Source organism: Streptomyces sp. NPDC014733, from assembly GCF_043083385.1.
In the GTDB taxonomy this organism is placed as follows: domain Bacteria; phylum Actinomycetota; class Actinomycetes; order Streptomycetales; family Streptomycetaceae; genus Streptomyces.
The window spans coordinates 585,962-603,501 of record NZ_JBIBYO010000002.1; the positions used below are offsets into that span (position 1 = coordinate 585,962).

Consider the following 17,540-nt stretch of genomic DNA (forward strand, 5'->3'; position numbering starts at 1 on the left):
CGCCGATCGGAGCAGTCCGATCGGTACGGTACGTTGGGGTGCATCGCCGTGGTTCTCCGCTAGTGTGCCGCTCGGGGGACCGGGGAACGACGCGTTGATCTGACGACAGGAATACGCATGTCCAGCTGTGCGCGCATTGTCATTGTCGAGCGCCAAAATCTCGTCCGGTACGGTCTGGAAAGGGCGCTTTCCCGGGCTCCGTGGATCGAGGTGGTGGCCTCGGTGGAGCGCGTGCAGGACCTCCCGTCCCTCCCGGGTGCCGACGCCCCCGACGCCATCCTCTTCAGCCCGCCCGCCTACGACCACACGGGCACGGAGCCGCCGGCGCGGGTCCTCGACCGCCTCGTCGCCCGCGCCCCGGTGCTCCTGATCTCCGGCTTCGTCCAGCCCTACCGTCTGCTGGGCGCAGTCCGCGCCGGGGTGCTGGGCTGCGTCACCGACCAGGTGGACGACGAGGAGCTGCTGCGCGCCGTCGGTACCGTCGTCACCGGCGGCTTCCATCTCTCCGCCACGCTCGTGCCCCGGCTGCGCGCCGAGCTGGAGCAGCCCGGCGGCATCGAACCGCGCTCGCTCGCCCGCCGCGAGCTGGAGGCGCTGCGGCTGCTCGCCGAAGGGCTGACGCATGGCCAGATAGGCCGCCGGATGGGCCTGTCCGAGGCCACCGTCAGCACCTACGTCAAACGCATCCGGGCCAAGCTCAACGTCGGCAACAAGGCCGATCTCACTCGCACCGCCATCGAGTTGGGCCTGCTGCGCGACCCGCACGCGAGGCTCGGCGCGAGCGCCATGGCGCCGCTGGCCACACCGGGCCGGGCGGCCGGCGGACGGCTCACGGACCGGGTGTACGCAGGATGAGTGCCGCCATGTCGTCGTGGCCGTCGCTGGGGTGACGGTCGGCGAGGGAGCGGCAGAGCTGGTCGACCGGCTCCCGGGCGTGGTGTCGGGCGAGCGCCGCCAACGCATGCATCCCCTCGGTCAGCGGCCGGTCGTGGCGTTCGATCAGCCCGTCGGTGTAGAGGATGACGGTGCTGCCCGGCGGCAGTACGCGGCAGTGGTCGGGCCGGGGCCGGGTGGTGTCCACCCTGAGCGGCAGTCCGGGCTCCGCCTCCAGGTAGTACGCGGCGCCGTCCGGCGGCACCACCAGGGGCGGCGGGTGCCCGGCGCTGCTCCACCGCAGCCGCCAGCCCCGGTCGGCGGGGTCGAGGCGGGCCACGCACGCCGTGGTGAGCAGCTGACCGCCGGTCTTGTCCATGATGCGGTCCAGCTGGGTCAGCGCGGCGCTCGGCGGGGTGCGGCCGTCGAACGTCAGCGCCCGCAGCATGTTGCGGGTCTGCGACATCGCCGCCGCCGCTTCCAGGTCGTGGCCGACGACATCGCCGATCACCGCGATGCACGAGTCGTCGGACAGCTTCACCGCGTCGTACCAGTCGCCGCCGAGCTGGCCGGGCGTGCGCGCCGGCCGGTAGATCGCGCCCGCCTCGAACGGCCGCAGGTCCAACAGCTCCGGCAGCAGCAGCCGTTGGAACCGTTCGGAGCTGTTGCGGACCTGGTCGTACAGGCGGGCGTTCTCGATCGCCACCCCCGCGGTCCCGGCGAGCGCCAGGATCACGCCCTCGTCGTGCCGGTCGAACGGCTTCCCGTCCTTCCGGTCGGAGAGGTAGAGGTTGCCGTAGACCTGGCCGCGTACCGAGACCGCGACGCCGAGCAGGGAACGCATCGGCGGGTGCCCGGGCGGAAAACCCGCCGAAACCGGGTGGGCGGAGATGCGGTCCACACGTAGGGGCTGCGGATGGTGGATGAGGTGCCCCAGCAGCCCGCGGCCCCGCGGCAGCTCCACCCCGGAGAGACCGGCCAGCTCCTGTGCGGTGAGGCCGAGCGGGACGAACTCGGCGAGGTGCTCACCGCTGTCGTCCAGGACGCCCATGGCGCCGTAGCGGGCGCCGACCAGATCCATCGCGGTGCGCACGATCCGCCGCAGCACGGTCGGCAGCTCCAGTTCGCTGCTGATGCTGACCACCGCCCCGAGCAGCCCCTGGAAGGTGCGCTGGGCGCGGGCCAGATCGTGCATCTGCTCGCCGAGGCGGTCCAGATCCGAGCTGAGCGGCAGGTTGAACAGTGACAGATACGGCGCGTCGGCCGGCTCGTCAGGCGTCGTCTCCTCCCGCTCCTGCGCCACCGGCTGCCCCTTGCCCACCGCCACCGGAACGCGCGAACGACGCGCTCACCTCGAAGTACAGACCCTTCCATAAGAGCACGGACCGGATGTACCGCGCCTGGTGTGGGGCGGCCGCGGTGCACCGTCCGGGCGACCTCCGGCCGCCGGGGCCGCCCCGGACGCCTCACCTCCGCGGGCCGCGGCCGGGCGTCCCACGGTGGGCCTGCGCCAGATGGTGCTGGAGGCGGGCGTGGCGGAACTGGTAGACCGCGCCCGACTGCCGCAGCACCCCGCGCCGGTAGGCGTCGTCGAGAAAGGTGGTGACGGCCCACGGCAGCCGCCCGGTCAGCGGCAGCCAGAACCGGCCGAGCACCAGCCACTGCCCCCAGGCGGTCAGCGCGAGCGCGTAGCCCAGGGCGCCGCCCACCCCGCTGAGGGTGCCGAGCACGAGCCCGGCGGCGGGACTCCACAGCAGGGGTCCCAGCACCCCGCGCAGCAGCCCGACCGCCGTCCCGGCACCGCCCCCGACCAGCGCCCCGAAGAGGGGCGCCCACACGGCGAGCCGGGTCAGCACCGTCGCGCGGTGGGCGCGGAGCAGGCCCTGCGGATGGGCGGCGGAGCGCAGATCCAGGGGGCTCTCCACCAGGCTCAGCAGGCAGAAGCTCAGCCCGGCGGCGACGCTGAAGACCAGTCCGTAGAAGAGCCCGTCGATGACGGCGACCCGCAGCCCGGCCGGTAGGCGGAAGCGGCTGTGCATCAGGCCGACGGCCACGCCGTAGCCGAGACCGAAGACCGCGCCGCCCAGCGTCCCGACGGCCAGCCGGGGACCGGCCGTACCGCGCGGCGCCCCGCCGCGAAGGCGCAGCCGGACGGCGGACGGCGCCACCTGCACGTCCCGGACCGCGAAGGTGAGCCAGTGGACGAGCCCGAACATCACCCCGGCCAGCACCCCCACGACCGCCCCGTCCACCAGCGGGTACGGGCCCCCGACGGCGGCGGCCAGCACGGTGTCGGCGAGACCGATGACCACCCCCGTCACCAGCGCGGTCACCGCTGTACGGGGGCCGCGGCGCAGCCCGCCGCCCAGCCGCCACCACGCCAGGTCGGGGGTCTCCAGCCGGTGGAGGTGGTGGGCGAGGTGACCGAGCCAGTGCCGGGCGCGGTCCGGGGCGACGGCGCGGCGGGGCCGGGCGCCCGGCGCCGACGGGGGCGGGCGGCGGTAGACGGTGGGCAGAAAACTCTCCAGGAGATGGTCCTCCAGCGCCTCCGGGCCGCCGAACCGCTCGCCGTCCAGCAGCTCCGCCGGATCGTGGTCCGGGGTGTCGCTGTAGACGGCGCGGGCCAGCGCGACCATCAGCGGGTTGGCCAGTACGGCCGCGAGGGGCGAGGCGGGCCGCGCGCGCAGGGCGGCCAGCACCGGCTCCCAGGCGTTCGCGGCGGGCCGGGCGCGGCCGGGCTTGCGGGTGGTGCGGGGCAGATAGGCGGCCAGATCGTCGAGGGTGAGGTCGGTGAGCTCGACCGCCGCGGCGGAGGTGAGGACATCGGTCTCGGCGACCGCGGCGGCGTACTCGGCGGGACGGCTGGTGAGCAGCAGCGGCAGGGTGGTGGCGTTGAGGGCCTCCAGCGCGGGGCGGCGCAGCCCGGCGGCCATCTCGTCGAAGCCGTCCAGCACGGGCAGCACCCGCCCGGACTCCACCAGCGCGGCCGCCAGCGTCGTCCCGCCGGGCCCCCGGGCGGCGTAGCCGGGGTGGTCGCGGGTCAGCCGGTCGGCCAGCCAGTCCCGCAGGGGGACGGCCGCCGGGTTCCACGCACCGATGCTGAAGATCACCGGTACCGGTTCCGCGGCGGTCCGCGACGCGAGATGGTCGAGGACGAACCGGAGCGCCAGCACCGTCTTGCCCGATCCGGACCGCCCCAGCACGACCAGCCGCCCGGACGGCAGCCGCCGGTACAGCGCCGCGACGCCGTCCAACTGCCCGTCCAGCGCCAGCGGTCCGGCCGCGGCGCCGGGTGGCAGACGGCGGATGTTGGCCCAGTGATCGGCCAACTCCTCGGCGGCTGCCCGCCAGCGGAGCGGCAGGGGGAACGGGTCCTGGATCTGCCGCTGCTCCTCTTCCCGGCGCCAGCGGGCGGCCACGGCGGCCGCCAACTGCTCGACGGCGTCGGCGAGCGGGTCGGGGACGGGCGGGGGAGCGGCGGTACCCGGAGACGCGTCCGCGCCCGGAGCCGGGCTTCCGCCAGGGGTCGGGCTGCCGTCTGGGGTCGGGCTTCCGCCTGGGGTCGGGCTTCCGTCTGGGGTCGGGCTTCCGCCCGGGGGCGGGCCCGCGCCTCGCGTCGCCTCGGGCGCGGCCGTGTCCCGCGCCGCCCCCGGCGCGGCCGTGTCCCGCGTCTCCCCGCCGCCCATCGCCGCCCGGAGCAACTCCCCGCGCTCGTCGGGGGCCAGCGGCAGCGCACGGGCCAGCTCCTGCACCGTCGTCATCCGCGGGTTGACGCGGCTACCGGTCTCCAGGCCGCGGATGGTGCGGGTGCTCACCCCGGAGCGCTCCGCCAGCTCCTCCTGGGTCAGCCCCGCACGGCTCCGCAGTCGCCGCAGCACCTCGCCGAACGCACCGGCCACAACCGACGTTCCCTCCCCCTGACATGACGTGTCCCCTCGCAGGTCGAGGACTGTAGCGCGGCCACCGGCCACATATGGCCGCCTCGGCGTCCTGTCCACGGTTCCTCCACCGGGGCACCGTGACCCCCGGCCACCGGCGCGCCCGCAAGCGCCGGACGAGCGCACCACGGAACGGGGACACCACATGCCGACGCCGGCCACCGACCGGGACCACCCGCACACCACGCCCCTCACCGCCCGGGAACGCGAGGTGCTCCACGCGCTCGGCCGTGGCCTGGACGACACCGGGATCGCCGACGCCCTCGGCCTCCCCGTCCACCTGGTGGTCACCCAACTGGAAGCGATCCTGCGGAAATTGGGGCTGCGCGACCGCACCGCGGCCCTCGGCCACACCGCCGCCCGCGCCCTGGTCGTCCCCGGCCTCGGCCCGCGCCCGGACCGGGCGGCACCGGACCCCGCCCTTCCGCCCGCCCCGGCCCCCGGCCCGCGGCTGCGGATCTCCCTGCTCGGCCCGTTGCGGGTCCGGCTCGCCGGGCGGCCCGTCGACGTCGGCCCGGTCCGCCAGCAGGCGGTCCTCGCGGCGCTGGCGCTGAAGTCCGGACGCTCGGTCAGCCGACGGGAGTTGCTGGACGGCGTCTGGGGACTGGAGTCACCGGACGCGGACGTCGTACCGGTCTACGTCTACCGGCTGCGCAAACCCCTGCGGCTCGGCGCCTGCCCGGACTCGGTGATCCGCCGCGACCGGTACGGCTACGGGCTGGCCCACGGCGTGGCCGAGGTGGACGTGGCGGACATGGAGGAGGAGGCCACGGCCGCCGCGACGGCCGCCCGCGCCGGGGACCTGCGTACGGCGGTGCGGCACGGCTCCCGGTCGCTGGAGCTGTTCCGCGGCGAACCGCTGGCCGGACTGCCGGGCCCGCTGGCCGAGACGGAACGGATGCGGCTCGCCGAACGCCGGGTCGCCCTGGCCCGGCGGCGCGCCGAATGGCTGCTGCGGCTCGGCCGGGTCGCCGACGCGGTCGCCGCCCTCACCACCCTGGCCTCCGAGGAACCGCTCAACGAACCGGTCGCCGCCCTCCTGATGCGCGCCCTGCGCCACGGTGGCCGCCGGGCCGAGGCGCTGGCCGTCTTCGACCGCACCGCCCGCCATCTCACCGACGACCTCGGCGTCCCACCGGGCGAACTCCTGCTGCGCGCCCGGTGGTCGGTCCTGCGCGGCGACGCCCCGGGCGGCGGCGCCCGGGCGGGCGCCGCCTGACCGCCACCGCCCGGGCCGGGCCCCCGGCCTCCGGACGCCCCTTGCCGGTCGCCCTCCATGGCCGTTCCCCGGCCGTCCTCCACGCCCGCTCCAGACGCTGACCGCGTTGCCCGCAACGGCCGATCCGGCCCCGTTTCCTGCCTGTTCACGCCGATTTCGCCAGCTGTTCCCCCGTCCCCGGCGGGGCGCGCCGGCGGCAGCGACCACGTACCACCGGGCCCCGCCGTCACCGTCCGGCAGCTGCCGGCTCCGCCCCGTCCCACCCCGGCGTTTCCCATCTCCACTGCCGCTTCCGGACGTTGAGGTGACGCGCGCGTGACCGGCCGCGTACGGGCCGGGCACGGCACGGGCGCGAGTGCACCGGTTCCGTCACAGAGTTTCTGACCCGGGTGTCAGGACCGCGTCAGTGCTGGGTAGCGTGGCCGGGTGAGCGAGAAGACCCTGCAGCACCGCATCGACGGCCCCGCCGACGCCCCCGTCCTCGTCCTGGGCGCTTCGCTCGGGACGACGTGGCACATGTGGGACCGGCAGATCCCGGATCTGACCCGGCAGTGGCGGGTCATCCGCTTCGATCTGCCCGGTCACGGCGGGTCGCCCGCCTATCCCGCCTCCTCGGTCGCCGAACTGGCCGACCGGGTCGCCGCCACCCTCGACGCGCTCGGCGTGGACCGTTTCGGGTACGGCGGCTGTTCCCTGGGCGGCGCCATCGGCACCCAGCTGGCGCTCACCCGCCCGCAGCGCGTCACCTCGCTCGCCCTGGTCTCCTCCTCACCGCGGTACGGCACCGCCGACTCCTGGCGCCAGCGCGGGGTGGTCATCCGCACCAACGGCCTCGACCCGATCGCCCGGACCGCGCCCGAGCGCTGGTTCACCGCGGGGTTCGCCGCCGCCCAGCCCGCCATCGTCGAGTGGGCCGTACAGATGGTGCGCACCACCGACCCGGGCTGCTACATCGCCGCGTGCGAGGCGCTGGCCTCGTACGACGTCAGATCGTCGCTGGGCAGAGTCGGGGTGCCGACCCTCGTCGTCGCCGGGTCGGAGGACCAGACCACGCCGACCACCGACGCCCGCAGCCTGGTCGCCGGCATCCCGGACGCGAGCCTGGCGCTGGTGCCAGGCACGTCCCACCTCGCCCCGGTCGAGCAGCCCGCGGCCGTCACCGAACTCCTCATCCGGCACTTCAGCACCGCCTGGCACGACAAGCCGTCCGCGGGCGGGCAGCCGGCCATCGGGGCGGCGGCGCCCAAGCCGCAGCTGGCGGCCGCCGCGCAGGCTGCCGCGCCCGCCGCCATCGAGGCGGGGCTCGCCCAGCCGGAGGCGGTCCGCGGCAGTGCGTACGAGCGCGGCGCGAAGGTCCGCCGCGAGGTGCTGGGCGATGCGCACGTCGACGCGGTCGAGGAGGCCACCGACGCGTTCTCCGGCGAGTTCCAGGACCTGGTGACCCGCTACGAGTGGGGCGAGACCTGGACGCGGCCGGGCCTGGACCGCCGCACCCGCAGCATCATCACGCTCACCGCGCTGGTCGCGGGCGGCCACCACGGCGACATCGCCGCGCACACCCGCGCCGCGCTCCGCAACGGCCTGACGCCCACCGAGATCAAGGACATCCTGCTGCACACCGCCGTCTACTGCGGCGTTCCGGCGGCGAACGCCGCCTTCACCGTCGCCCAGCGGGTGATCCGCGAGGAGACCACGCCGGAGGGGTGAGCCCGGGCGCGGCCGGGGCCGGGGCGGCAGGATGGCTGCCATGGAACTGACGAAGAAGACCCATTCCTGTGTCCGGCTGGAGAAGGACGGGCGGGTGCTCGTCATCGACCCCGGAGGCTTCAGCGAACAGGACGCGGCCGTAGGGGCCGAGGCCCTGCTGGTCACCCACGAGCACCCCGACCACTTCGACGAGGGGCGGCTGCGCGCGGGCATGGCGGCCGACCCGGCCGCCGAGATCTGGGCGCCGGCGTCCGTCGCCGGACAGCTGTCGGCGGCGTTCCCGGGCCGGGTGCACACCGTCGGTGAGGGCGACACCTTCACCGCCGCCGGATTCGACATCGAGGTCCACGGCCAGTGGCACGCCGTGATCCACCCCGACATCCCGCGGATCACCAACGCCGGCTACCTCGTCGACGGGACGGTCTTCCACCCCGGCGACGCGCTCACCGTTCCCGAGGGGCGGCAGGTGGACACGCTGCTGCTGCCGGTGCACGCGCCCTGGAACAAGGTGTCCGAGGTCATCGACTACGTGCGCGCGGTCGCGCCGCGCCGGGCCGTCGACATCCACGACAGTCTGCTGCGCGACCACGCCCGGCCGATCTACGACGGCCTGATCGGCAATCTCACCACCACCGACCACGGCCGGCTGGCCCCCGGCACCGCCACCGGCCCGCTCTGACGCTCCGCGGCCGTTGTCGGTGGTGCGCTGTAGGTTTACCGGCATGCGCATCGCGACCTGGAACGTCAACTCGATCACCGCCCGCCTCCCGAGGCTGCTGGCCTGGCTGGAGAACACCGGCACGGACGTGCTGTGCATCCAGGAGACCAAGTGCTCCCCGGAGCAGTTCCCCACCGACCAGCTGAAGGAGCTGGGATACGAGTCCGCGGTCACCGCCACCGGCCGGTGGAACGGCGTGGCGCTGGTCTCCCGGGTGGGCCTGACGGACGTCGTCTCCGGTCTGCCCGGCGGCCCGGCGTACGACGGCGCCCAGGAGCCCCGCGCCGTCTCCGCCACCTGCGGCCCGCTCCGCGCCTGGTCGGTCTACGTCCCCAACGGCCGCGAGGTCGACCACCCGCACTACGCCTACAAGCTGGAGTGGCTGGCGGCGCTGCGCACGGCGGTCACCGAGGACGCGGCGGGCGGCCGGCCGTTCGCCGTCCTCGGTGACTTCAACGTCGCGCCGACCGACGAGGACCTGTGGGACCCGGCGGCGTTCGTCGGCCAGACGCACATCACCCCCGCCGAGCGCGAGGCGCTGGCCACCCTGCGGGAGACGGGCCTGAGCGATGTGCTGCCCCGCGCCCTCAAGTACGACCGCCCCTTCACCTTCTGGGACTACCGCGCCCTCGGCTTCCCGAAGAACCGCGGGATGCGTATCGACCTCGTCTACGGCAACGCCGCGTTCGCGGGCGCGGTGTCGGACGCCTATGTGGACCGCGAGGAGCGCAAGGGGAAGGGCGCGTCCGACCACGCGCCGGTCGTGGTCGATCTGGATCTCTGACGGAGCCGGGGCCGGGCGCCGGGAGGCCCCGCCCGGGGCGGCGTGCGGGCCGGTGGCCCGCGCCGCCGCCCCCTGCGCCTCACCCCTCGCCCGGGACCAGCTTCCGCAGGTCCACCGAGGCGGCGAGCGCCGAGAGGCCCGCGTCGCCGGGGTGGAGATGGTCGCCGCTGTCGTAGGCGGGGAGCATCCGCTGCGGACGGGCCGGGTCGCGGACCACGGCGTCGAAGTCCAGCACTGCGTCGAATGCCCCGCCGTGCGCGCGCAGCGCCGCGTTGACCGCCTGTCGCCGCGCCTCGACCTCCGCGGTGCAGTCCTGGTAGCCCTCGCAGGGCGTGAGCGTCGCCGCGACGACCCGCAGCCCGTGGGCGTGCGCCCGCCGGGCCAGCGCGCGGAGTCCGTCCACCACCTCCGGTGCCGGGGTGCCCCACCGCACATCGTTGATGCCTTCGAAGAGCACGACGGTACGGGCCGAGGTCTGCGCCAGCACATCGCGCTGGAGCCGGTGCCCGGCGCTCACCCCGCCCATGTCGGTGCTGACGCCGTCGCCGGTGTAGCGGTCGGTGACCACGCGGTTGGCGGAGATGCCCTGGTTGACGACGCCGTAGCGGGGGAGGGTGTGCTGCTGCTGGATGCGGCGGGTGAGGACGTCGGGCCAGCGGTGGTTGGCGCCGCCGGTGGAGCGGACCCCGTCGGTGATCGAATCGCCCAGCGTCACGATCGACCCGGGCCCGCCGGTGACGTCCACCCCGGTGAGGAACGGCCAGGTGGTGAGGGTTTCGGGGAAGGCGCCGCTGCCCGGGTCGGCGGTGCGGTCACCCGCGCCGGACGCGCTGAGGTATGAGGTCTGCGCCGCCTCCTGGTGCACCGGCGCCGCCGTGACCGTCCCCGGCAGATGGATGCTGACCAGCAGATCCCGCCCGGCGGGCACGGTGAAGCCGAGCGGATCGCTCACCGCCTCCGCCCCGGCCGGGACGCGCACGCCGCGCGAGCCGTGGAAGGTCAGCCGCCGCGGTGCGCCGTCGGCCGCCGCGCCCTCACCGCGCACGGCGATGCTCGCGGCGCCGAGGGTCACGGGCGCGGCGGCGAAGGTGTTGGCGAACCGCACCCGCACCCGCTGCCCGCCCGCGCCGGAGTGCACCACCAGCCGCAGCGTCCGGTCCTGCCACGGCCCGACCGCCGCATAGCCGGAGGTGCTGGTCGCCCAACTCCCCGTCCAGCCGCGGTCGTCGCGGCGCACCCCCAGCGCGAACACGTGCAGCGCCGCGCCGGAGGCGGTGGCCCGCGGCAGCCGGACGGCGGCGACGGCGCGCCCCGGCCGCAGCGGAACGGTCACCGCGTACAACCGGGCCGGTCCGGCGACGGTGCCGTGCCCGGTGACCAGGTGCGGCAGCGCCACCGCCGCGGTGGCGGTCGGGCCGGAACGCCAGTCGGGGGCGGTCAGCCGGTAGCTGCTCCGCGAGCCGTCGCGGTAGCGGACCGTGCCGCTCCCGGTGGCGGCCGCGCCGGTGCCGGTCGCGGCGGTCAGAAAGGTCAGCGCGCCGCCCGTGCCGTGGACGGAGATGGTCTGACCGTTCGCCACCACGTTGTCGGGCCGTCCCGCGGTGGCGCGGGGCCAGGTCAGGGTGGTGGCGTCGAGGTCCAGGGCGCGGCCCGGCGTCCAGCCGGCCGCCGACAGATCGGGTGCGGAGAGGGCGTTGCCCGCACCGTCGAAGTCGGCGGCGCCGGGTCTGGAACCGCCGCCGACCGCGGTGTTGTCGTAGAGATGCGTCAACGGCCGGGCCTTCGGGGCCTGTTGTGCGGCGGCCGTGCCCGCTGTGGCCGTGGGCAGTGTCGCCGCGGCGGTGAGCAGCGCCAGGGCGGTGCACAGATGTCGTACGCGCATCGGTCGTTCCCTCCGTGAGGCATGGAATGCGAGAGGGGTCCGGGCCGCCCGCCCGGGACGGCGGCGGGCGGCGGGACGGTGCGGACTTCCCTTGATGAAACGGTCGTTCCGGTGAGAGGCGGCGGCTGCCGGACCGGGCAGATCAGACCGGAGCGCCGTGAAAGGGGGGAGAAGGGAAGGGGGCGTCGGGATGACGAACGGCGGTCGGCGGTTGCCGCGCGCCTGTGGCCGGGTCCGGTGAACGGGTGGGACCCTGCACCCCATGAACATGCATTTTCTGGACAAGTGGCGCAAGGGGTCGGGCGCGCACCGTACGGCGGTGTCGCCGGCGGACGCGGTGCGCGAGGACCCCGACGCCGTCGCCGAGCTGCTGTCCGAGTGCACGCTGCTCCGGGCCGAGGCCGGTGACGCCGGGCTCGAACTGGACGATTCCGCGGCGTCGTTGGAGGCGCTCGATCAGCTCCAGCCGGTGTGGCGGGACGACCCGGAGGTGCTGCCCTGGCTCGGCAACGACGCGGGGCTCTACCTCGGCACCGTCCTCGTTCGCACGGTGCCCGGTGCGCGGTGGCGGGTGTGGCCGGACGGGCAGCCGGTGGTGTGTCTGGCGTCCGGCCGGGAGATCGATGTGGCGGCCGCCGGCCACGAGTGGGCCGACGACGGGGCGCCGGAACTCTCGCAGGTCTACGCGGAGGTCGCGGAGAGCTGACCGGTCGGGCGGCCCGGCCGCGTCCCGGCGGCCGGTGCGCCCGGCCACCGTGAGACGGCGCCGTCGGTGAGCGGGCCCGGCCGCGGTCCGGCCCTGCCCCCGCCTCCGGCGCGCTCCCGTCCGCCGATTCCACTCTCCTCACCGCGCCCGTGCGTGTCAGCGGAGAACTGTCGGATATGTCCCGGTAAGTTGCTCACTCTCCGCTGTACGGATGAGAGTGAGCAGACTGCATGGCCGGTGAGGCGCTGATCGAACTGCGCGGGGTCAACAAGTACTACGGGAAACTCCATGTCCTCCAGGACATCGACCTCACCGTCGGCCGCGGCGAGGTGGTGGTCGTCATCGGCCCCTCGGGCTCCGGGAAGTCCACGCTCTGCCGGACCATCAACCGCCTGGAGACCATCGAGTCGGGCACCATCATCCTGGACGGCACCCCGCTGCCCGAGGAAGGACGGGCGCTCGCCGGGCTCCGCGCCGAAGTCGGCATGGTCTTCCAGTCCTTCAACCTCTTCGCGCACAAGACCGTCCTCGACAACATCACGCTCGCCCCGGTCAAGGTCCGCAAGCAGAAGAAGGACGAGGCCGCCCGGCGCGCCCGCGAACTCCTGGACCGCGTCGGCCTCGCCGCACACGCCGACAAGTACCCGGCCCAGCTCTCCGGCGGTCAGCAGCAGCGGGTGGCCATCGCCCGCGCGCTGGCCATGGACCCCAAGGTGATGCTGTTCGACGAGCCGACGTCGGCGCTGGACCCGGAGATGATCAACGAGGTGCTGGAGGTCATGCAGCAGCTCGCCCGGGACGGCATGACGATGGTCGTCGTCACCCACGAGATGGGCTTCGCCCGCTCCGCCGCCAACCGCGTGGTGTTCATGGCCGACGGCCGGATCATCGAGGACCGCACGCCCGAGGACTTCTTCACCGCGCCGCGCAGCGAACGGGCCCGCGACTTCCTCTCCAAGATCCTCAAGCACTGAACGGGGGCGCGACGATGCCGAATTCCCACCGCCGGCGCCCGGGCCGCACCCTCACCGCCCTGCTGCTCTGCGCTCTCCTCACCCTCGCCGCTGCCGCCTGCGGGCGGGAGGGCAGCCCGCCCGCCAAGGGGCCGAGCGCCGAACAACTGCCGCACTACGCCGTGAACACCGGCTTCAAGCTGCCCGAATCGCCCACCTGGCGACGGGCCGAACGCCGCGGCCACCTCGTCATCGGCGTCAAGGAGGACCAGCCCTACCTGGGCGAACGCGACCCTTCCAGCGGCCGCTACTCCGGCTTCGACATCGAGATCGCCAAGATGATGTCCGCCTCCCTGGGCTTCGACCCCGCCACCATCGACTTCCGGACCATCGCCTCCGCCAACCGTGAGACCGCCCTCCAGAACGGTCAGGTCGACATGTACGTCGGCACGTACACCATCAACGCGATGCGCAAGAAGCAGGTCGGCTTCGCCGGGCCGTACTACATGGCCGGGCAGGGGCTGCTGGTCCGCGCCGACGAGGACACCATCCGCGGCCCGCAGGACCTGGCCGGGAAGCGGGTCTGCTCGGCCGCCGGCTCCACCCCCTACCAGCGCATCAAGGCCGACTACCCCGATGCGATCCTCGTCGCGTACGACACCTACTCGATCTGCGTCGACAACCTCCTCACCTACCAGGTCGACGCGGTCACCACGGACGACGCGATCCTGCTGGGCTACGCGGCGAAGGCGCCCCACGAACTGAAGGTCGTCGGCAAGCCCTTCTCGAAGGAGCCCTACGGGATCGGCGTGCCGCGCGAGGACACCGCGCTGCGGATGGCGCTCGACGACGCGCTCGCCGCCCGGCAGCGGAACGGCGACTGGAAGAGGGCGTTCGAGGCGACCCTGGGCCTCTCCGGGGTGCCGGCGCCGAAGCCGCCGCCGATCGACCGCTACCCGGGCTGAGAAGGAACCGACCGATGAACGTTCTCCTCGACAACTTCTCGCTCTACGGCAAGGGGCTCCTCGGCACCGTCGAACTCACCGTCTACGCCTCGCTGCTGGCGCTCGCCCTGGGCCTGCTGATGGCCGGGTTCCGGGTCGCGCCGGTCGCCTCGCTCCGCGTCTTCGGCACGGTCTGGGTGACGGTGCTGCGCAACACCCCGCTGACGCTGTTGTTCTTCGCGGTGGTGCTGGGGCTCCCGCGGTTCGGTCTGGTGCTGCCCTTCCAGCTGTTCGCCGTCCTCGCGCTGGGCTGCTACACCTCGGCGTTCATCTGCGAGGCGGTCCGCGCGGGCATCAACACCGTGCCGAAGGGGCAGGGCGAGGCGGCCCGCAGCCTCGGCATGACCTTCCCGCAGGCCCTCGGCGACGTGGTGCTGCCGCAGGCGTTCCGCTCGGTGATCCCGCCGATCGGCTCGACCCTGATCGCGCTGGCCAAGAACTCCGCCATCGCCGGATCGTTCAGCGTCGTCGAACTGCTCGGCACCTACAAGACCCTCAACGAGCTGGGCTACAGCATCGTCTGGTCGTTCGTCTGGATCGCCGTCGGCTATCTGCTCGTGACCCTGACCATCAGCGCGCTCTTCAACGTGCTGGAGAAGCGCTGGGGAGTCCACCGATGACCACCGCCCTCTACGACGTCCCCGGACCGCACACCCGGCGCCGCCACCGCGTCTACGGCATCGCCGCCACCGCCGTCCTGCTGGCCCTGATCGGCTGGATCCTCTACCTCCTCTTCGACACCGGCCAGTTCACCGCCGCGAAGTGGTCGCCCTTCCTCTACAAGGGAATCCAGGAACTGCTGCTCAAGGGCCTGGGCAACACCCTCAAGGCGTTCGCCTACGCGGCGGTGCTGTCGCTGGCGCTCGGCGCGGTGCTGGCGTCCGGCCGGCTCTCCGACCACCGCGCGGTGCGCTGGGTGTCCACCCTGCTGGTGGAGTTCTTCCGCGCCATGCCGGTCCTCGTCATGATCTTCTTCGTCTATGTGGCGCTGCGGGCGGAACCGCTGGTCGCGCTGGTCAGCGGGCTGACCCTCTACAACGGTTCGGTGCTCGCCGAGGTCTTCCGTACGGGCGTGAACGCCGTCGAACGCGGCCAGGGCGAGGCGGCGCAGGCGCTCGGGATGCGCAAGACGCAGGTCATGACGCATGTGCTCGTCCCGCAGGCGGTCCGGGCGATGCTGCCGACCATCATCAGCCAGCTGGTGGTCGCGCTGAAGGACACCTCGCTGGGCTTCCTCATCACGTACGAGGAGTTCCTGCACGCGGGCAAGCTCATCGCGTCCAACCTCGACTACGACCTGCCGTTCATCCCCGTCGTCATGATCATCTCGCCGATCTACATCGGCCTGTGCATGCTGCTCTCCGCCCTCGCCACCTGGGTCTCCCGGCGGCAGCGGCGCAACCCCAAGGTGGAGGCGGCCGAGGTCGGGCCGCCGGAGCCGGGCACGCTGCTGCCCGGCGCCGGACAGCACCCGGCGCCGCCGCGGGAGTGAGACCGCGACGGCGCCGGGCGGCCGGTCAGCCCAGACGGAGCGGGAGCGCCGTCAGCCGCCAGTTGCCGGGGCGCGGCAGCCGCACCAGCTCCTCGGGCGGGACGGCCAGCGCCAGGTCCGGGTAGTGCGCCAGCAGCCTGCCGAACGCCACCTCGCCCTCCTGCCTGGCCAGCGTCGCGCCGAGGCAGTAGTGCATCCCGTGGCCGAAACCGACGTGGTTCTCGGCCTGGCCCGCCGGGTGGCGGGTGAGGTCCAGCCGGTCGGGGTCGTCGTAGTGGCGCGGGTCGAAGTTGGCGGAGACCAGGATGAGCTGGACCGCGTCGCCCTTGGCGATCCGCACCCCGGCGATCTCGACGTCCTCGGTCGCGTACCGCAGCTGGGTGCCCTGGACGGGGCCGCACCAGCGCATCAGCTCGTGCACCGCGCGGGGTGCCAGCTCCGGGTCCTCACGCAGCAGCCGCAGCTGGTCGGGGTGGGTGAGCAGGGCGGCGGTGCCGTTGGCGATGAGATGGGCGGTGGTCTCGTGGCCGGCCAGCACCAGCGTGAACACCATGGTGACCATCTCGATGTCGCTGAGCCGGCCGCCGTCCTCGTCCTGCGCCCGTATCAGATCGCTGAGCAGATCGTCGGTGAGCGCCGCGCGGCGGCGCCGGATCAGCTCGTGGATGTGCTCGACCATCAGCGGCAGCGAGCGCCCCAGCCGCTCCGGCTCCATCGAGACCAGGTCGGTGCCCCAGGAGCGCCACTGCGCCCGGTCCTCCTCCGGGATGCCGACGAGTTCGCAGATCACGGTGATCGGCAGCGGGTAGGTGAAGTGCTCGATGAGGTCGACGACCCCGTCCTCGGCGTGCTCGGGCAGACGGCGCAGCAGCTCGTCCGTGATCTGCTCCACCCGCGGCCGCAGCGCGTTGATCCGGCGTGCGGTGAAGGCGCGTGAGACCAGGCGGCGCAGCCGGGAGTGGTCCGGCGCGTCCTTGTTGAGGATGGAGTCCGTGAGGTACTTCTCCGTCCCCTCGGGGATGCCGAACGTCTTCAGCGTCCGCGTCAGCGGGTCCTCCCCCTCGGCGCTGCCGCCGGCGTGCGCACGGTCGTTGGCGAACCGCGGGTCCCGCAGCACCTCGCGGACCTCGTCGAAACGGGTGACGAACCAGATCGGCGAATCGTCGAGGAAGCGCCCACGGACGACCGGGCCCTGCTCGCGCAGCGCGCCGTAGCCGCCGAACGGGTCCGTCAGCAGCGTGGGGTCCATGACGTTCAGCTCGCCCGGATGCTTGCCGACGTGGGCGGCGAAGGCGGCGGGCACCGCGGTCGGGTCGGTGGACGGCTTCGCAGACATCGTGTTCTCCTCCGGTCGGGAGTCAATCGCGCAGCTGGCGGCGCATTTCCTCGGCGCTGAGCCGGGCGACGTGTTCGTACAGCGCGATGACCGCGGGTGCGGCCAGGGTTGCGGCTGCCCGGACGCCGGGCAGGTCGCCCGGGTCGGTGACCGAGCCGGCCGGGGTCTCCAGCGCGGCTCGCAGTGTGCGGGCGAGAAGGTCGGCGCGGCTCTCGGCGGTCTCCGGGGCGCGCCCGTCGAGCAGCACCTCGGTGGTGAAGAAACCGCTGAGGACGGCCGTGAACGTGTACAGCTGGTCGGTGGTGGCCAGATCGTTGCGGACCAGACCGTGGGTACGCAGGATCTCCAGATGGCGGAGGACGGCGTCGTTGGTGCGGTCCATCAGATCGGCCAGTTCCACGGTGGCGATGTCGTTGAGACGGCCCAGGACGTTGGTGTCGTCGGTGTGCAGCGCGCGCAGTACCGGGCTGGTCAGGAAGTCGTGGAAGTAGCCGCGCGCCATCCGGCTCGGCAGCGTCTCCAGCGGACACTCCCGCTGCCGCGCCAACTGCCGCCGGAGCGCGGCGTTCTTGCTGTCCAGGAGCACCGCGAGCAGCAGTGCGTCCTTGGTCTTCCAGTGCAGGTAGACGGTGCCTTTGCCGACACCGGCACGGTGGGCGATCTCGTCGATGGTCACCCTGCGGTAGCCCCAGGACACCAGGAGTTCCCCCGCCACCCGGAGAATCCGCTCCCCGCGCCCCGGCTGCTCCATCGCCGCACCCCCGTCCGTGCCGTGACCAGATTTCGATTTCGGTCACGGCGTCAAAGGTACGGCGGCCCTCCCCGCCCGGACAGCCAACTTCCGGCCATGCCGGGCCGGTTGGGTGGCGTCAGGGCGTTGTCAGTGGTCGCTTGTAACGTTCTGTGATGACCGTGCCGGACGGGTGCG

At 73.6% G+C, this 17,540-nt stretch carries 15 protein-coding genes; 10 read left to right on the top strand and 5 right to left on the bottom strand.

The window, feature by feature from the left end; translation table 11 throughout:
- The first annotated feature begins 222 nt into the window (after positions 1–222).
- Complete coding sequence (locus ACF1BH_RS07165; RefSeq protein ID WP_391641405.1) at positions 223–855, top strand: response regulator transcription factor; 633 nt, start codon at positions 223–225, stop codon at positions 853–855.
- Here the strand turns inward: ACF1BH_RS07165 and ACF1BH_RS07170 are convergent.
- Positions 830–2,068, bottom strand: a complete 1,239-nt coding sequence (locus ACF1BH_RS07170; RefSeq protein ID WP_391641615.1) for a PP2C family protein-serine/threonine phosphatase — start codon at positions 2,066–2,068, stop codon at positions 830–832. The genes ACF1BH_RS07165 and ACF1BH_RS07170 overlap by 26 nt on opposite strands.
- A 271-nt stretch (positions 2,069–2,339) precedes the next feature.
- Positions 2,340–4,772 carry a helix-turn-helix domain-containing protein gene (locus ACF1BH_RS07175; protein WP_391641406.1) on the bottom strand — a complete coding sequence of 811 codons (2,433 nt, stop codon included), beginning with the start codon at positions 4,770–4,772 and terminating at the stop codon, positions 2,340–2,342.
- A gap of 184 nt (positions 4,773–4,956) precedes the next feature.
- Between ACF1BH_RS07175 and ACF1BH_RS07180 the strand changes: the two genes are divergently transcribed.
- The 4 genes from ACF1BH_RS07180 to ACF1BH_RS07195 all read left to right on the top strand — a co-directional run bounded on the left by ACF1BH_RS07180 (position 4,957) and on the right by ACF1BH_RS07195 (position 9,239).
- Complete coding sequence (locus tag ACF1BH_RS07180; protein WP_391641407.1) at positions 4,957–6,030, top strand: BTAD domain-containing putative transcriptional regulator; 1,074 nt, start codon at positions 4,957–4,959, stop codon at positions 6,028–6,030.
- 426 nt (positions 6,031–6,456) lie between these two features.
- On the top strand, positions 6,457–7,737 hold the full coding sequence (locus tag ACF1BH_RS07185; protein WP_391641408.1) for an alpha/beta fold hydrolase: 1,281 nt from the start codon (positions 6,457–6,459) through the stop codon (positions 7,735–7,737).
- 40 nt (positions 7,738–7,777) lie between these two features.
- On the top strand, positions 7,778–8,416 hold the full coding sequence (locus ACF1BH_RS07190; RefSeq protein WP_391641409.1) for an MBL fold metallo-hydrolase: 639 nt from the start codon (positions 7,778–7,780) through the stop codon (positions 8,414–8,416).
- A gap of 43 nt (positions 8,417–8,459) precedes the next feature.
- Positions 8,460–9,239 carry an exodeoxyribonuclease III gene (locus ACF1BH_RS07195; RefSeq protein ID WP_391641410.1) on the top strand — a complete coding sequence of 260 codons (780 nt, stop codon included), beginning with the start codon at positions 8,460–8,462 and terminating at the stop codon, positions 9,237–9,239.
- Positions 9,240–9,318: 79 nt separating this feature from the next.
- Here ACF1BH_RS07195 and ACF1BH_RS07200 read toward each other — a convergent pair whose 3' ends face one another.
- A complete protein-coding gene (locus ACF1BH_RS07200; RefSeq protein WP_391641411.1) occupies positions 9,319–11,121 on the bottom strand; it encodes an SGNH/GDSL hydrolase family protein in 1,803 nt (600 codons plus the stop codon).
- Positions 11,122–11,383: 262 nt separating this feature from the next.
- Between ACF1BH_RS07200 and ACF1BH_RS07205 the strand changes: the two genes are divergently transcribed.
- The 5 genes from ACF1BH_RS07205 to ACF1BH_RS07225 all read left to right on the top strand — a co-directional run bounded on the left by ACF1BH_RS07205 (position 11,384) and on the right by ACF1BH_RS07225 (position 15,276).
- Entirely contained in the window at positions 11,384–11,827 is a 444-nt protein-coding gene (locus ACF1BH_RS07205; protein WP_391641412.1) for a DUF6278 family protein, read from the top strand.
- Positions 11,828–12,057: 230 nt separating this feature from the next.
- Entirely contained in the window at positions 12,058–12,801 is a 744-nt protein-coding gene (locus ACF1BH_RS07210; protein WP_391641413.1) for an amino acid ABC transporter ATP-binding protein, read from the top strand.
- A 14-nt stretch (positions 12,802–12,815) separates the two neighbouring features.
- Positions 12,816–13,745, top strand: a complete 930-nt coding sequence (locus ACF1BH_RS07215; RefSeq protein ID WP_391641414.1) for a glutamate ABC transporter substrate-binding protein — start codon at positions 12,816–12,818, stop codon at positions 13,743–13,745.
- A gap of 14 nt (positions 13,746–13,759) precedes the next feature.
- On the top strand, positions 13,760–14,404 hold the full coding sequence (locus tag ACF1BH_RS07220; RefSeq protein WP_391641415.1) for an amino acid ABC transporter permease: 645 nt from the start codon (positions 13,760–13,762) through the stop codon (positions 14,402–14,404).
- On the top strand, positions 14,401–15,276 hold the full coding sequence (locus ACF1BH_RS07225; protein ID WP_391641416.1) for an amino acid ABC transporter permease: 876 nt from the start codon (positions 14,401–14,403) through the stop codon (positions 15,274–15,276). Before ACF1BH_RS07220 ends, ACF1BH_RS07225 begins: the two co-directional genes overlap by 4 nt.
- Positions 15,277–15,301: 25 nt before the next feature.
- Here ACF1BH_RS07225 and ACF1BH_RS07230 read toward each other — a convergent pair whose 3' ends face one another.
- On the bottom strand, positions 15,302–16,612 hold the full coding sequence (locus ACF1BH_RS07230; RefSeq protein ID WP_391641417.1) for a cytochrome P450: 1,311 nt from the start codon (positions 16,610–16,612) through the stop codon (positions 15,302–15,304).
- 22 nt (positions 16,613–16,634) lie between these two features.
- The gene (locus ACF1BH_RS07235; protein ID WP_391641418.1) at positions 16,635–17,363 is read right to left on the bottom strand and encodes a TetR/AcrR family transcriptional regulator; all 729 of its coding nucleotides are present in this window, start codon (positions 17,361–17,363) and stop codon (positions 16,635–16,637) included.
- Positions 17,364–17,540 lie beyond the last annotated feature (177 nt).

Coding starts and splice junctions, on each gene's coding strand:
- ACF1BH_RS07215 (WP_391641414.1), top strand. CDS start 12,816: ATGCCGAATTCCCACCGCCGGCGCCCGGGCCGCACCCTCACCGCCCTG.
- ACF1BH_RS07230 (WP_391641417.1), bottom strand. CDS start 16,612: ATGTCTGCGAAGCCGTCCACCGACCCGACCGCGGTGCCCGCCGCCTTC.
- ACF1BH_RS07205 (WP_391641412.1), top strand. CDS start 11,384: ATGAACATGCATTTTCTGGACAAGTGGCGCAAGGGGTCGGGCGCGCAC.
- ACF1BH_RS07200 (WP_391641411.1), bottom strand. CDS start 11,121: ATGCGCGTACGACATCTGTGCACCGCCCTGGCGCTGCTCACCGCCGCG.
- ACF1BH_RS07190 (WP_391641409.1), top strand. CDS start 7,778: ATGGAACTGACGAAGAAGACCCATTCCTGTGTCCGGCTGGAGAAGGAC.
- ACF1BH_RS07170 (WP_391641615.1), bottom strand. CDS start 2,068: ATGCACGATCTGGCCCGCGCCCAGCGCACCTTCCAGGGGCTGCTCGGG.
- ACF1BH_RS07220 (WP_391641415.1), top strand. CDS start 13,760: ATGAACGTTCTCCTCGACAACTTCTCGCTCTACGGCAAGGGGCTCCTC.
- ACF1BH_RS07180 (WP_391641407.1), top strand. CDS start 4,957: ATGCCGACGCCGGCCACCGACCGGGACCACCCGCACACCACGCCCCTC.
- ACF1BH_RS07210 (WP_391641413.1), top strand. CDS start 12,058: ATGGCCGGTGAGGCGCTGATCGAACTGCGCGGGGTCAACAAGTACTAC.
- ACF1BH_RS07225 (WP_391641416.1), top strand. CDS start 14,401: ATGACCACCGCCCTCTACGACGTCCCCGGACCGCACACCCGGCGCCGC.
- ACF1BH_RS07235 (WP_391641418.1), bottom strand. CDS start 17,363: ATGGAGCAGCCGGGGCGCGGGGAGCGGATTCTCCGGGTGGCGGGGGAA.
- ACF1BH_RS07195 (WP_391641410.1), top strand. CDS start 8,460: ATGCGCATCGCGACCTGGAACGTCAACTCGATCACCGCCCGCCTCCCG.